General features: G+C 55.0%; 12 protein-coding genes. 7 read left to right on the top strand and 5 right to left on the bottom strand.

Features of this window, described 5'->3' with window-relative positions; all coding sequences use genetic code 11:
* Nucleotides 1-337 precede the first annotated feature (337 nt).
* Nucleotides 338-1,507, top strand: a complete 1,170-nt coding sequence (locus Harman_RS15050; protein WP_137684604.1) for a glycosyltransferase — start codon at nucleotides 338-340, stop codon at nucleotides 1,505-1,507.
* 25 nt (nucleotides 1,508-1,532) lie between these two features.
* On the opposite strand, the gene Harman_RS15045 is transcribed toward Harman_RS15050, so the two are convergent.
* The 4 genes from Harman_RS15045 to Harman_RS15030 form a co-directional block, all read right to left on the bottom strand.
* Entirely contained in the window at nucleotides 1,533-2,471 is a 939-nt protein-coding gene (locus tag Harman_RS15045) for a DUF1616 domain-containing protein (RefSeq protein ID WP_200830908.1), read from the bottom strand.
* Between the two features lie 159 nt (nucleotides 2,472-2,630).
* Nucleotides 2,631-3,461 (bottom strand): glycosyltransferase family 2 protein, encoded by an 831-nt coding sequence (locus Harman_RS15040; protein ID WP_137684603.1) that lies wholly within the window; start codon nucleotides 3,459-3,461, stop codon nucleotides 2,631-2,633.
* Nucleotides 3,462-3,840: 379 nt separating this feature from the next.
* Nucleotides 3,841-5,691, bottom strand: a complete 1,851-nt coding sequence (locus Harman_RS15035) for a CARDB domain-containing protein (RefSeq protein WP_137684767.1) — start codon at nucleotides 5,689-5,691, stop codon at nucleotides 3,841-3,843.
* A gap of 260 nt (nucleotides 5,692-5,951) precedes the next feature.
* Nucleotides 5,952-6,233: a winged helix-turn-helix domain-containing protein gene (locus Harman_RS15030; RefSeq protein WP_004515801.1), complete on the bottom strand. Its 282-nt coding sequence runs from the start codon at nucleotides 6,231-6,233 to the stop codon at nucleotides 5,952-5,954.
* A gap of 790 nt (nucleotides 6,234-7,023) precedes the next feature.
* Between Harman_RS15030 and Harman_RS15025 the strand changes: the two genes are divergently transcribed.
* Together Harman_RS15025 and gfo6 are read left to right on the top strand one after the other, a co-directional pair.
* Nucleotides 7,024-7,656, top strand: a complete 633-nt coding sequence (locus tag Harman_RS15025; protein WP_137684602.1) for a DUF7344 domain-containing protein — start codon at nucleotides 7,024-7,026, stop codon at nucleotides 7,654-7,656.
* Nucleotides 7,657-8,678: 1,022 nt separating this feature from the next.
* Nucleotides 8,679-9,749 carry a D-xylose 1-dehydrogenase Gfo6 gene (gfo6, locus tag Harman_RS15020; RefSeq protein WP_137684601.1) on the top strand — a complete coding sequence of 357 codons (1,071 nt, stop codon included), beginning with the start codon at nucleotides 8,679-8,681 and terminating at the stop codon, nucleotides 9,747-9,749.
* An 835-nt stretch (nucleotides 9,750-10,584) separates the two neighbouring features.
* Here gfo6 and Harman_RS15015 read toward each other — a convergent pair.
* Complete coding sequence (locus tag Harman_RS15015; protein WP_137684600.1) at nucleotides 10,585-10,920, bottom strand: winged helix-turn-helix transcriptional regulator; 336 nt, start codon at nucleotides 10,918-10,920, stop codon at nucleotides 10,585-10,587.
* A 136-nt stretch (nucleotides 10,921-11,056) separates the two neighbouring features.
* Between Harman_RS15015 and Harman_RS15010 the strand changes: the two genes are divergently transcribed.
* The 4 genes from Harman_RS15010 (at nucleotide 11,057) to Harman_RS14995 (ending at nucleotide 14,228) form a co-directional block, all read left to right on the top strand.
* Nucleotides 11,057-11,695, top strand: coding sequence for an NAD(P)-dependent oxidoreductase (locus Harman_RS15010; RefSeq protein WP_137684599.1), 639 nt, complete (start codon nucleotides 11,057-11,059; stop codon nucleotides 11,693-11,695).
* A gap of 106 nt (nucleotides 11,696-11,801) precedes the next feature.
* On the top strand, nucleotides 11,802-12,575 hold the full coding sequence (locus tag Harman_RS15005; protein ID WP_137684598.1) for an AzlC family ABC transporter permease: 774 nt from the start codon (nucleotides 11,802-11,804) through the stop codon (nucleotides 12,573-12,575).
* Nucleotides 12,568-12,882: an AzlD family protein gene (locus tag Harman_RS15000; protein ID WP_137684597.1), complete on the top strand. Its 315-nt coding sequence runs from the start codon at nucleotides 12,568-12,570 to the stop codon at nucleotides 12,880-12,882. Before Harman_RS15005 ends, Harman_RS15000 begins: the two co-directional genes overlap by 8 nt.
* A 134-nt stretch (nucleotides 12,883-13,016) precedes the next feature.
* The gene (locus Harman_RS14995) at nucleotides 13,017-14,228 is read left to right on the top strand and encodes an ABC transporter substrate-binding protein (protein ID WP_137684596.1); all 1,212 of its coding nucleotides are present in this window, start codon (nucleotides 13,017-13,019) and stop codon (nucleotides 14,226-14,228) included.
* The last annotated feature ends 209 nt before the right edge of the window (nucleotides 14,229-14,437 follow it).

Raw genomic sequence — 14,437 nt, 5'->3', positions numbered from 1 at the left:
CCCAGACTTATGCAGAGACAGGTTTAGTTAATAATCAGATTTTCCGAGTAACGGCTTTCTACGCCACAAAATATTTTCACTTGATTGAGTTCAGCCAAAGGCAAATTCCAGGGGTTTCAGGTGTGTTAGATGCGGCTGTATCGTTGTCAAACTGCTGAATTTATGACCGCACTTCCGACCGCTTACAGCGGTTACGCCAGCTGTACGGACAGGAGGACTCTACCGGATCTATCGGAGAATGGGCACGAGATGCTGTTTCAGAGCCCTATTGTAGCGTTGTCTCTGGACTGTCGTAGGGACAGCATAAACAAACACCCCCACACACTGTATCTCAGTAATGGGAAAGACTGGGCCGATAGCCTTCTATCTACCGTCACTGACCGTCGGCGGGGCAGAACGTGTGACGGTTTCCGTCGCGAACGGACTTGCCAAACGGGGATACGAGGTGGATCTGGTAGTATCGTTCAACGATGGGGCGTTTCGAGCGGAAGTTGACGAGCGGGTAACGGTCGTCGACCTAGACACGACGAAGATCCCGGTTCTGGGAATCGGAGCGAGCGTTCCGTGTCTCTCGCGATATCTCTCGGCACGGTCACCGGCCATCCTGTTCTCACAGATGACCTACGCCAACGGGATCTATCTGGTCTCACAGCTGGTGGCGAGGTCCGAGACCGTATCGATCGGGACGATACACAATACACTCGGCATGCAGGAAGAGCCAAAGGAGAAGTTCGTGCAGCTGCTGCAGCGGCGGCTGGCAGGCCAGGCCGATCAGTTCGTCGCTGTCTCGGAGGGGGTTGCAGAGAGCGTGGTCGAGAACGTCGGCGTCGACCGGGAGAAAGTCTCGGTCTTGCACAACCCTGTTCCGGTGCGTGAAGTCCAGCAACAGGCTCGTGAGGCTGTCGACCACCGGTGGCTCGACTCCCCGGAGTACGAGGTGATCTTGGGCGTCGGACGGCTTGAACGGGCAAAGAACTTCAGTTCGTTCCTCCGAGCCTTCGCGCAACTACACGAGAACCGGCCACAGACGAGAGCGATACTTGTCGGGAAGGGGTCAAAACGAGCGGAACTCGAAGCGGTAGCGGCTGAGTTAGATATCGAAGATGTGGTGTCGTTTCCTGGATTCGTCGATAACCCATACGGATACATGGGCGGCGCGTCCGTCCTCGCGATGTCATCGATCCACGAGGGGCTCCCGACGGTTCTCATCGAGGCACTCGCCTGTGGCTGTCAGGTTGTCTCCACGGACTGTCCGAGCGGCCCCGCAGAGATACTCGACAACGGCACTTACGGTCGTCTGACACCCGTTGGAGACGATACAGCACTTGCGGAGGCAATCGAAGCAACACTGGACTCCCCGTTGCCCGCGGACCGACTCATCGAGCGGGCAAACGATTTCGCACCCGATGCCGTGATTGACGAGTACGAGGCGTTCGTTCGCCAGTACGTCGAGCCCGCCACCAGAGAATCAGTCGAGACCAGCCCCGAATCACCGGCCGCATTTTGAGGGCGACGAACGGAGAATCCTATTCTCAGTTGCGCTGGAGTACATCCACCCAGATGTGGATCTCCCGGTAGGCATTGTCGACCGTCGGTTGCGCAGGGACGCCGTCCCGGTACAGGAGATACGTTAGCCGTAGCCGTTCCCCTTCGAGAACTGGAGTGACGGTGTGACTTTGTCGCCACGTTTCACCGGGATCGGTTGTATTAGTGTACGTGTCGAGGCGCGCTTTTTCGAGCACATCTCCCGTAGGTGCTGTTCGCGTGAGTTGGACAACGACGATGTAGTTTGTCTGTTGCTGCTCACGGTTTGTGACAGTGAAGTACAGCTCACTCGACTCACCAAGCGTCATCTCCTCGGGATAGCCGTCCGCTTGCAACGTCCCGTTGTTCTCGATCAACAGTCCAAATTCGGTGTATGCTTCCCCACGTTGGGGCTGTGCAGCGACGAAGGTCACACTGGCCAGGGTAATCAGGATAGCCACTGCGACAACGATTGAGACTAGCTGTACGCCGCCGCCACTCGACTGTGACGTACTGTTCGAACCTGTATTGAACTGCACCGCTGTTTTAGTCGCCGCCGAATCCGAGGTGAACCGGCGATAGAGAGCGACGAACGTCGACAGAAGTGTCACCGCAGCGAGGACCGAGATAACCGGGACCGGTCGGATCGGCCAGCCGGTGAAATCCAAGTTCACCCCGACTATAACCGCCAAGCAGATACTCGCGACCACAGCGTACAAGATCCGCTCTAAACCGATAAGTCGGTGCTGCTGGTACGTTGACTCCCGGTCCGGGAACAAGGCAGCAATGAGCGCATAGCCCGGCACAAACAGGAGAAACGGGATCGCAACGGCAGCAAGCAACAGTCCGTCAAGGGGTGAGATAGTCGCAGCAAGTGCAATCGCTGTGAGTACAACAATACCAACTAAATCTGAAACCGCTGTCAACGTATCTGACCACCGACCCATGACGGGAACTCACTACTCCAGACGCATAAGTAGCAACAGCATAATCTGTCTCCCCATCGCCTGTGTCCCGATCCACACGGACTGAACAGCCCAGGACCCGTTTGCCGGCAAGAGAAGTATCGGGTAGCACATCTCCGGAACGCGGTGGCTCGAAATTACTCAAGCCGGGAAATATTTCCGCTGAAGCCGCCAGAAAAACCCGCTGAGCAGCAGCATAGAGAGCTGTGGGATGAACGAGCCATACCGGATACCGCTTGACTCGTCACCGTAGAGTGCTTCCATCGGAACATCTTGGATGGTCATCCCGTGTGCGTCTAGGTGAATCAAGATATCGTTCAGGAAGCCGTAGTCATCGAACAGATCGTTCAACGATAACTGTTCGAGCGCCGTCGTGGAAATAGCAGTGTACCCGTTCTGTGGATCGCGCATGTTCCAGTGCCCACTGGCTATTTTCGTCAGTATCGTAAGGACGACGTTGCCGAACAGCCGCCAGTTGGACATCTGTCCACAGTGGCTTCGGGATATCAAGCGGTTGCCTTTCGCGTAATCCGCATCCCCGTCGACGACTGGGTCGAGTATCCGATCCAGAATGTCCGGGTCCATCTGTCCGTCACCGTCAAGGACCGCAATCACGTCCATATCACTCATCAGAGCCAGTTCGTACCCGGTTTGGACGGCGGCTCCGCGACCCCCGTTGGTCTGGTGACGTACCGGAACGATTCGCCTATCGAGGAACCGCTGGCTTTCGGGAACCGCCTCCCCAGCCCCATCGGCAATCATCATCTGGTCTGTGCCAGCAACGGTTCCACTGGCTTGGTGAGCTTCTGCGTCGACGTACTCCTTGATTTCGGCCCACGTGTTGTCCGTCGAGCAGTCGTCGATAACGAACACCTGGTCGACGAATTCCGGGAGTGAATCGAGGACATCGCCGATGAACCCCTCTTCGTTGTACGCGGGGATAACGACGCCGACTGTCGAACTTTTGTACACGTTATACCCCCCTTGAAACTGAGCAGCGCTGTTTCGTTTCTGTGAGTTGCACAGTGCGGGTCCATCGTTGAAGCTGCGCTACAACAGTGCAGATAGAGGTACCGAACTGGCAACTACTCGTCTCGGGCCGGCTCCCGTGCCAGACCCATTCGTCAATAGCAACCTCCGGTTCAGTGATAGTCATGGTAGGTCGTAGGACCACGCTCCGGTCATCAGTACGCGGCCCTCTCTATCCCCATGTTGGACAAATCGATCTATTGTTATTCCTTACTTTCCAGAATTAGCTGTCGTATACAGCGTATTGTTCGATAATAAATATCGCGTTAGACCGGATCTGATAAACGCCGACGTAATGCGGTTATCCGCGTTTTACAGAGAGCTATTCGAATTGGTCTTGATACGTCGTCCTGATATCCGCTTGACGACTGGAAGTGAGATTGTCGTAGGAAGTTCCGTACGTGTCCCGCGCGAGTTCGTCCCAGGACTCGATCCGGTCACCGGATTGGGTCTGGAACTGTGCATCGAAGTCCGCTTCGACCTTCTGTTGGACCGCAATGTTGAGGCCAGTGAAATCGAAGTTTTCTCCGGGCTTGACATCGGCCCCGTAGTCTTGGCGGGCGATTTCCTCACGCGTCCGCACTTCGGCAGCGACAAGCCCGTCAGCAAACGGTTGACGCTCGTGAATCTCTTCGACCTGACGTTTCGTCTCGCTGCTCACCTCGTCGTAATAGAGGCCGTACTTGTCCTGGGTTATTTCATCGAGTGACGCGCGATCACCGTTGGAGACGGTGGTGCTCCCGCCGGCACTGGAGCCGCTATCGTCGTATTTAACCCAAGGTGGTTTAACCGACATGGCCGTCGTCGCGCGCGAGTCCCGTGAATAAATACCGTAGACGTACGTCTGGAGGCGCAGTGGTTCGACGGGATACTCCGTCGAATCAGCCAGCGTGTATTCGACCTCGAACCGAACGCGGGTCGATTCGTTGGGGGCAAGCGTTATATTCCTCTCGACTCCGTAGGCCTCCGGTCGGTCGTCGCCATCGCTATCGATGCGGTGCTGGATCGTTTGGGTCCCATTGATATCACCAGTATTGGTCACTTCTGCGGAGAACACAGCGGTGTCTCTGAGGTACAGGACATTTGGTCCTTTCAGCTCAGACACCTCGAACTGGGTATCCTGTACTCTCACCGGGACAGTCCCTCTGTCGTCAGTAGTTCCGAGCGAGTAGTTGTATGTACCACGGCTCAGGTTCGTCGTGTTCACACCAACTGACACCGTTTTGGTTTCGTTGGCACCGAGGGAAACGGTACGCGAGTAGGTGGTGTTCGTCGAATTGCTCCACAGCGTGACAGTATCGGTGCCGTTCACATCACCGACGTTCCGGATGACTCCTGAGACGTTTGCCGGCTCTCCGTTTGTGACAGTGACTCGATGGCTCGTATTCACCACCTGTATCGTCGCCGGTTGTTGGACACGTAGTGTTCCATTCGTTGTGGTGTTTGCCGTGGCGATACTGTACTGATACTGCCCGGGTTCCAGGTTCGTGGTATTAACTGTGGCAGTGACCTCCTGGCTTTGGCCGCCGGCAAGCGAGAGGGTGCTCTCGTGTAGGGTTTCATTGTCGGGGTACTGGCCGTTTCGATCGGAGTCAACAGCGATCTCAACGGTCCTGACTCCGCGATACGCACCGACGTTAGTCAGGTTTGCACTGATCATGCTGTTTGTTCCGCGAACGACGGTAGCGTTCTCAGTTGTGTCATCGAGTGAGAACGTCGGTGGTGTGAGAACACGCACGTTTCCAGTCGTCTCCGGTGATGACGATTCGCCGACTGCAACTGCAAACGTGTATTCCCCGGAGCGTATGTGGTCGGCCCCCGCGATCAATGTCACGTTGGTGGATTCGGTCGCCGAAAGTTCGACCTGTTTTGCCCCGACCGTCTCTTGAGCCTGGGTATCTCCGTTCCTGTTCAGTCGTAATGCTACTTGCTTGGTTGCTGTCCTCTTCCCCGTGTTGGTGATTCGAAGTTGTACTTGTAGCGGTTCATCGGGGCGGACTTCGGTTGGAGCATTCACAGTACCGATTTCTAATTCGGCGCCGCTGTCAGTGACGTTGGACCCTGCCTGCTCAGTAGCGAACCCACCGATTCCGAGCCCAAGCGTGGCCCCACCGAGGACTAGCAATCCAACAACGCACCCGACCAGTAATTTTCCATGATCTATTGATAGCATCATACAATGTGGGATACAATTCACCATTGTTACGACCGCTATACTCGTTGGTATACACTCTCTGCGCTGCTAGGTGAGCCGATTGTCGACGCAGCATCCACCAGTGTACACAGAATTGACGCAGTAAGACGGTCTACAAAGCGCGCCCTGCCCGCAGATACGAACGCGGGCTTCAAGCGGGTGACAGAAGAAGAGATGATGCTAGATCGATACGTCTAGCGGCAAGCAAGCGTCATCAGTCCGGAACCGAATCGTGATAGTTACGCCATGTTCTTCCGTTCGATCGTTTCCCAGATATCGACACCTTTCTCGGTGATATCATACACGCGCCCTTTTTTCCGGTCTTCTGATACGAGTAGGTCGACAAGTTCCGACTCCCGAAGCTCTTGCAACGCGCGAGAGACGTGAGCGATACTCATTTCCCTGTCATCCGCGATTAAAGACGGTGTCGCCGGGCCTTCAGACAATCTACGGAGAGTCTCGACTCGATACCGTGAACTGATAACGTAGCTCACTTCGTCCCACTGATCAAAGTCTGCCATCGTATCTATTCGTATGCACGAGTGTACCAACTACCTTCATTGGACAGAGACTCGTGTACGTTGTTATTCCATGTGCCTGTGGTTAATTGTTTCGCTCGTGTCGATTGGTCTCGTTTCGTAGCCATACACGGGTTTAGTTGATTACTCCGCATAATGAGTATATGGTGAGTAATACCGCTCTGCCGCTAGAACTACATTCCCAGGCGTTTTGTCCGTAAACCACCCCATACGACGACCAATTCGTCGAGGATGCTGTGTATGAGTGTACTGTTCCAATTTCTGACGGCTATCAAAGAATGTCCTCATTCATCGACATTTCGATGCACTTGAAGGGATCTGTGTAAGCCGAGAGTCATTCGCAGCCACCTGTAAGATCAAGTTACTTACATCGTAGGCATTGACATGTTGTGGCGGTAGGATGTACCCTGCTGGAGGGGTTGTCGAGAAATCGCGTACTAACTGCACTGAAACGTATCTCAACCGTTGTATTCAGTCTCTGTGAGCTCATCAGTGAGGATACGAATTAGCTCTGACTCTGTAGTGTGAATTGGCCGAGATCCGTCGGAAGAGAACTATTACACCCAGAATACCGAAACAATCACTGACTACCTGTGATGGTAACCAGAGTAAAATCATCCAATTCATTACATAACAAAGTATTAAGTAGCAAGGTGATGTTGAATTGAAATGCTGGCTGACAGCGTAACGTTCCGTCGATACAGCCGGGGGGCTGTGTGAGCGCGATTCCAGACGGGTAAACGATGTCGCAGCACACAGGAAGTGGGTAAATATGGGAGTCAAAGACACCGCACAAACGAAAGCAGAACCGAGTACTGAATTGAGCGATGAGTCCGTATCGGAGCCCAGCGAGCCTGACAGCAACGCTGGTCAAGTAGCGTCACAGGAAGGCGACGATGCGAGTGCGTCCCTGGACGTTATCTTTGAAATACTGAAAAACAGCCGTCGACGGGAAGTCCTCCACTTTCTCCGGGAGCGAGACGAACAGGTCTCTCTTGGAGAGCTCGCGGAACACGTCGCGGCTATCGAGAATGACACCACCACTGATGCACTGACATCTAGTGAGCGCAAGCGCGTGTACGTAGGCCTCTACCAGTGCCATCTTCCGAAGATGGACGACATTGGTGTCGTTGATTTCAATCAAGACCGGGGCCATATCACGCTCACCGAGAAAGCCAGCGACTTCGAAAAGTATCTCGACCAACCCAACCAGGAACAGGATCGACAGTGGTACCGGTACTACGCTGCTGTTTCCGGACTGGGTGCAATCGTCCTTGCTGCCTCTATCGTTCTCTCGCTTTCCGGGGGCACGGTACTGACTCTATTATCGCTGGTAGTGGGAGTCGCAGCCGCGTGTTCCGTCTTTCACTGGTCAGTCGAACGAGAAGAGACGGACAACGAGTAGTAGTCGGTCAGAGCTGGTAGGTTCCATTTTCCGTTTTTTATGCCGCTTTCCGAACAGCTACACGACCGTACGGCGATACTTCGCCAAAAGCGAGGCCGTCTATGATACCGGTTGAGTCGCGTCCGAACCAAAATGATACCAACAGAAATGTAGTAGGCCTAAACGCGCACTGTCAGAGAATGTTCGCGTCGCAGGTGTTTCCATGTATGATCAGGATTGGGAACCGTTCACAATTCTGCTAAAAACAGGCTGACAGTGTAATATCGAGTGGAAACATATGACTTCACTGTATTATCGGTAGCATGTAATAGGAGCCCTCACTTAGCGGGTTCCTCATTGGTCGAAAAACACGCAGGTTAATCCCGTATTTCCGCAGCACGCAGAACATCGGTTACCAGCAGCTCACTGTCCGGTTATTATATTCTATGGCTTCAGCTGATAGTGTAACTACTAATACGGCTCGGATACTACTCTCTTAGTGAAAGGTATGGACCGTCTACTCTCCAACTAACTTCGGCTAGAGAGTAAAGATATGTTTGGTGATCGGCATAAGGGGGAGACTCAAGAAATCATTAGAGATGTGAGCTATTACGTACTCCCAAATGTTGATGAAGTAATATCTATATAGTACCTACATTTTGTGAGTGATTTTGCCGGATTCATGCTTATAAATATTAACTTACTATCATAATCATGTATTAACAGGCTAAAACAACTGCTTGAGAGAAAATTCCGGCAGATTTTCCGCCAATTCAAGCCAGGTTTTCGAAATGTCGAGTATCTGTTCTGTCTCCATGGAATCGTCGCTACCGCCAACCGGTTCAAATCCCATCACGGTAGGAGTGCATTACCAGCTTCTGCTTGTCATCTTTCCTAGTATTGAATATATATCAAGGGCCATTGTCAAAACGAAGATAGTCGGTTGGTGGGAGTAGCGAAACGGTATCTGCCACGACAGTCCACGCGTCAGGGCCGTGTCCGGAATCCGAAGTTTTTACCGCCAGCGGTTAAATCTGGATCCTATGAAAGAATGGATTGACGCGTATGAGGAGCGCGACTGGCAAACAACCACTGACGGAACAGTTCGGTACGCACTGTTGGGCCTTGGCTGGTGGACGATTGACCTGGCGCTCCCCGCGATTCGGGACTCCGATCTGGGCGAAGTCACGACGTTCGTCAGCAGTTCCACGGAGAAGGCCGAACGACTCGCCGACGAGAACGGCGTCGATCACGGGATTAGTTACGACGAATTCCACGAGGGCGAAGCGGCCGGCGCATACGATGCGATCTACATCGGGACACCGAACGCCTTCCATCTAGAATATGCTGAGACAGCTGCGGATCTGGACAAGGCCATCCTCTGTGAGAAGCCAATGGAGTCGACAGTCGAGCGGGCCCGAGAGATGGTTGAAGTCTGTGACGACGCCGACGTGCCGCTTATGATCGCGTATCGAATGCAGACCGATCCAGCCGTCAGACGAGCCAAGGAACTCATCGAGGACGGATTCATCGGTGAGCCGGTGTCCGTATACGGCAACAACAGCCAGCCGTTACTCGAGATGAATCCCAACACTGACCAGTGGCGACTTAATCCGGACCTGTCGGGTTACGGTACGTCAGTGATGGATCTGGGGATTTATTCGATTAACACGACCCGGTTCCTGCTTGACAGGGAACCCCAGGCAGTTCAGGCGCAGATGAGCGCCCATGCGGAAGCCTTCGAAGACGTACCCGACGAACGCTCCGGGGCACTGCTCGCGCTGGAAGACGGTATCAAGATGGTCACGACCGACAGTCAGAACGCACACGATGACACGCAACTGAAGATAACCGGGACAGAGGGACAGATCCAACTCAATCCGGCGTTCCACGGCAAGGCAAAGCTCCACCTATCCCGAAACGGGACCACCATCACCGTCGAACACGAGGAATTTGATGCCGAAGACGAAATGCGGGAAGAGTTTGACTACTTCGCGGATCGCGTATTGACTGACGGCGAGATATTCCCGGACGGTCACCATGGTCTCCAAGACATGCGAATCATACGGGCCATTCACGAAGCCGCTGAGAGCGACGATATCGTCGAACTGTAACTCGGTTCGTGTGACCGTCGGTTGTTTGGTATTTCGAGTCGGTGCCGTGCAGACGTAGCCATTTCCCATCCTGTCTCAAAACGAGACGTTCGTCATTACCGAGGCATGTTCAAAATAATCGAACAAAAGCGGTCGTGCCGTCGGTTCTCTCAGTCCACTTCGAGGAGGAGGCTACCCATGGTCTTGCGGTCTTCATGTATGACTCGTCAGTGTGGCACGCAGCAGGCTGTCGGTGCTTATACTCAGGTGAGCGCGAAATCGAGTCGGTGAGACATGATTGCGGAACCGAACCGGTCGGAATAGATGCGTTCCTGTGGTTCACCGGTTGCAACCACAGAACGACCACTAGAAGGTCTCAGATGGGATCCCTGATAGAGGAATCGGTGTTTTTCAGCCATACGGAATGGGATGCAGTCGGGTGACAGCGGTCGGTCTATGATGTGGCTCTCGGTACAGTCCATCAAGTGTCAGGTGCGTGGATTGTAATCTGAGACCAAACGATGAAATACAATAACATCTGTACTGATGTTATGTAAACAGACACAGAGTGACGCTACAGTACCAACGTGATGTAGCCTCCGGAAATCAACTTTATATACAAGTAATTTATATTTTGATCTTATGTAATTCAGTAGGATATCTATGTGTGTAACCTTTTTTATTTTGCCACGGGATAGCTATCTCCATCTCCAGGTATTTGATATGGTAAACTCGATATATATGATGGCATATCTGCGGTCTGTTAGTAAGACCTGTATTTCTTATATGAAAACTACTATTTTATTCATGTATTTACGTTCGTGGTCAGTTAAGAGCGGTATCAAGGAACAGGTACTCAGTCACTATCGGCGATCCACTTCTCCCCCCATTCGTTGATCTCATCGAACGCCGAAAGCAGTTCTTCGCCTTTCGGTGTCAACGAGTAGTAGACCGCAACCGGACTTCCCTCCTCGACACGGCGGTGCACGTATCCGGTTTCCTCTAGGTCATCGAGTACGCGGGACAGCGTTTGCGAGTTCGCGTTCGTCGCACGTTTGAGTTCGTTGAATCGGAGTTCGCCCTCCCGAAGAACGTGAATTACCGTCAGTCGCCAGCGGGAGCCGATCTCTTCGAGGGTTTGGATAACCGGGCAGTCCCCGTATTTCGCTTCCAGGGAGTCCTGTGATGACATCGGTGTGACTTGGTCAAGCGTACGTTTGCTGAACTATATTACGGTCATGCTCTAATACCAAGTGAGATTATGTGACTGGGATCTCGGACTCATGGCCCTGTACCGCATCGCAACTATCAGCTACTATACACAATACATGGACGTACTACTACTCGGTGCGAGCGGACGAATCGGGCAGCGAACAGCGACAGAACTCACAGACCGCGGTCACGCCGTCACAGGCGTCTCCCGCAGTGGGACCGTAGACGGGGTCGAGGCTGCCGAGTTCGTCGCCGTGGCAGGGGATGCAACCAACGCCGACGACATCACGAAACTAGCGACAGGTCACGATGCCGTGGTGTCAGCGCTCGGCCCAAGCGATGACGAGTCACCCGAGGTGCTCACTGAAATGATGGAGGCCGTTATCGACGGCCTCCGCCGTGCTGCCGTCGACCGACTCGTCTGGACCGGCGGGGCTGGCGGACTCAAGGTCGGTCCGGACACGATGCTCATAGAAACGGAGGACTTCCCCGAGGAGTGGGAGCCAATCGCCCGTGCGGCCATCGATGCGTACGACATCCTCGACGAGACCGATGACCTGAAGTGGTCGTACGTCGCGCCGGCAGCGCTTATCGAACCCGGAGAGCGGACCGGAGCGTACCGGACCGCCGAGCACGAACTCGTGGCCGACGAAGAGGGGGACAGCTACATCTCGATGGAAGACTTCGCAATCGCCCTCGCCGACGAACTCGAAGAGGAAAACGCCGTCTACACGTACCTAGGAACGGGCTACTGAGGGATCCGTTTCCAACACCGTTTAGTCCGCTACCTGTATTAAATCAAGTGACGGCCCCGGGACGACGGTGTCTCACCGCCGGTATAATTAGAGTGTCAGTAGCGAAATGCCCACCACAGATACGCCTCCCGAAACGAAGCAGCCGACGGATAGCACCCCCGACGAGGCGGAGGTGTCGACAGACAACGCCACACCGGATTCGGTGACGTTCGACCGGGCGGGCATACGTGCCGGGTTCGTGACCTGCGTCCCAGTGGCGCTCGGCGTCGCCGGCTACGGGATCGCGTTCGGTGTGCTCGCCGACCAGGCCGGTCTGAGCGCCGCAGAAGTCGCAGTAATGAGCGCCACTGTCCTGGCCGGCGCTTCCCAGATTATCGCCGTCGAGTTGTGGGCTGACCCGATCCCGGCCGCAACGGTCGTGCTCGCGGTTTTTGCGGTGAATCTCCGGTACTCACTGATGGGTGCAGCGCTCCGACCGTGGTTCAAGCACCTGTCGGCAACACAGACCTACGGGAGCCTGTTTTTCATGGCCGACGAGAACTGGGCGCTGACGATGCGTGACCTCACATCCGGCAGTAACCGGGGTGCGTTCCTGCTCGGGAGCGGGCTTGCCATCTGGGTGTTCTGGGTCGTCTCGTCGGTCGTCGGCGTCGCATTCGGTGGCGTGATCGACGATCCGGCCACATTCGGACTGGACTTCGTCCTCGTTGCGACCTTCGTCGCCCTCGCGGTCGAGCTCTGGGACGGTGCGTCGACAGCCATCCCGTGGGCGGTCGCATTGGTCACCGCGCTGATCACCGCGGAGGTCCTTACCGGTCAGTGGCACGTCATCGCAGGTGGCGTCGCCGCTGCTGTCGCCGAGGTGGTCCGGCGTGGCTGATCCGTTTGCGCTCGATCCGACGGTCGTCGCGATTATCGCTGCGATGGCTGTAGCCACGTATCTCACGAAAACAGGGGGTCTGTGGCTGCTGACCCGCGTTGGTGTCAGTGACCGGGTCGAAGCAGCGTTGGAAGTGCTTCCGGGCGCAATTGTCGTTGCCGTTCTCGGGCCGGAACTGGCCGCCGGTGGCCCCCCAGAGTGGCTCGCCGGCAGCGTCGTTGCGGCTGTCGCCTGGCGGACCGGTAACATTTTCCTCGCACTCGTCACGGGTGTCGGGGCGGTCGTCGCGTTCCGTGTTGTCTTGTGACTCTCATACGGATTATTGTAGCAATTTACCGGTGTCCGCTGACCTCGGGGTCGGCGTAATCTGAAAATAATCTACAATAATCCGTATCAAGCGATCCGAAAGTCATATACAGTGTATTAGGCTTACCTAAAAGTATGGGCGAGAAAGCCGATCTCACGCGACGGAACTACCTCACCGCCGGGAGTGCAGTGCTCGGTTCGTCACTCATTGCCGGCTGCTCCGGTGACAGTAGCGACCCAAGCACCACCGCGACTGGGACGGGGACCACCGGCGAATCGGATACATCGACACCCACAGACGACGGCTCCTACACCGCGTCGATTGCGCCTGTGGGAGACGTAGCATTCGACTCGGTCCCGCAGAACGTCTTCACGATGTACAATCAGTACGCGGACATGCTGGTTGCGCTCAACCACGGTGACGCGGTCAACTCGATGTTCGTGCCGGACATGGCCGGCCCGTCGATGAACCATTACTACGAGCGACTCGGCGGCGTCTCCTTCGAATGGGAGGAGCTCCCGAATCCCTACAACAACTTCAGCAAAGAGTTCTTTTACAGCCTCGACAGCGACGTTCACCTCCTCGACCCCGCCTGGGCGATTACCCAGGAAAACTGGGACGTGACCGATATCGAGGAGATCGCTGACAACGTCGGCCCGTTCTTCGGTAATTTCTACAGCGGAACCCACAGTGAGCCACAGGCACCCTACGGCGAGAGCTACCAGTATTACACGCTGTGGGACCTCTTCGGGCGTGTTGCCACGGTCTTCCAAGAGCGAAACCGGTACGAACAGCTCAGGGCTGTCCACGAGGACCTCGTCAATACCATCCAGACAGACCTCCCGCCGAAGGAGGAGCGGCCGACCGCCGTTCGGGTCACGCTGGGGGACGGCCAGTTCTGGACGTACCACCTGAACCGACCCGGGTTCTGGCTCGCCGACACGCGTCCGCTCGCGGCCAACGACGCCTTCGGGGACGAAACGTGGGACGGCCTCTGGGGGTCGGTCGGCTACGAAACGATGGCCGAGGCCGATCCCGACGTGATCCTCCACCTCTGGGGAATGACACCACGCTATGACATGGAAACCGTCCGCGAGAAACTCACCTCTCACAACGTCGGGAGCGAACTCTCGGCGGTCAAAAACGACCGTGTGTACGCACACGGAATGCGATATCACGGCCCGATCATGAACCTCTTCCAGATCGAAATGACTGCCAAACAACTGTACCCGGATATCTTCGGTGCGTGGCCAACCTACCAAGACGGCGATCACTATCCGGAGATTCCATCGGATGAGCAACTCTTCGACCGCGACCGTGTTGCCGAGATAATTACGGAGGGGTAAGGCCAGGTTGAGTGTGGGAGACGGCATATAACAGAATTGGAAACCACCGTACTGTCACTGTCCACACCTGGATTTATTCGTTATTGAGCAATCTAAGAAGTGCAAAACGTCACGGATAGATATCTAGCTATCCCGATAACGGCGGTTGCCAACGTAGCCTGACAAAAAACGTCTGTTTGGGGTCGGCTTGAATTACGGGTCGCAACGGG

Source organism: Haloarcula mannanilytica, assembly GCF_005406125.1.
Taxonomy (GTDB): domain Archaea; phylum Halobacteriota; class Halobacteria; order Halobacteriales; family Haloarculaceae; genus Haloarcula; species Haloarcula mannanilytica.
The sequence above is the reverse complement of the archived record's forward strand: the minus strand, read 5'-3'. Positions and strand labels throughout refer to the sequence as shown.

Bases quoted from the DNA above. Each gene is read 5' to 3' on its own strand.
- Harman_RS15045 (WP_200830908.1), bottom strand. From the start codon at position 2,471: ATGGGTCGGTGGTCAGATACGTTGACAGCGGTTTCAGATTTAGTTGGT.
- Harman_RS15025 (WP_137684602.1), top strand. From the start codon at position 7,024: ATGGGAGTCAAAGACACCGCACAAACGAAAGCAGAACCGAGTACTGAA.
- Harman_RS15010 (WP_137684599.1), top strand. From the start codon at position 11,057: ATGGACGTACTACTACTCGGTGCGAGCGGACGAATCGGGCAGCGAACA.
- Harman_RS15035 (WP_137684767.1), bottom strand. From the start codon at position 5,691: ATGCTATCAATAGATCATGGAAAATTACTGGTCGGGTGCGTTGTTGGA.
- Harman_RS14995 (WP_137684596.1), top strand. From the start codon at position 13,017: ATGGGCGAGAAAGCCGATCTCACGCGACGGAACTACCTCACCGCCGGG.
- Harman_RS15015 (WP_137684600.1), bottom strand. From the start codon at position 10,920: ATGTCATCACAGGACTCCCTGGAAGCGAAATACGGGGACTGCCCGGTT.
- Harman_RS15050 (WP_137684604.1), top strand. From the start codon at position 338: ATGGGAAAGACTGGGCCGATAGCCTTCTATCTACCGTCACTGACCGTC.
- Harman_RS15030 (WP_004515801.1), bottom strand. From the start codon at position 6,233: ATGGCAGACTTTGATCAGTGGGACGAAGTGAGCTACGTTATCAGTTCA.
- Harman_RS15005 (WP_137684598.1), top strand. From the start codon at position 11,802: ATGCCCACCACAGATACGCCTCCCGAAACGAAGCAGCCGACGGATAGC.
- gfo6 (WP_137684601.1), top strand. From the start codon at position 8,679: ATGAAAGAATGGATTGACGCGTATGAGGAGCGCGACTGGCAAACAACC.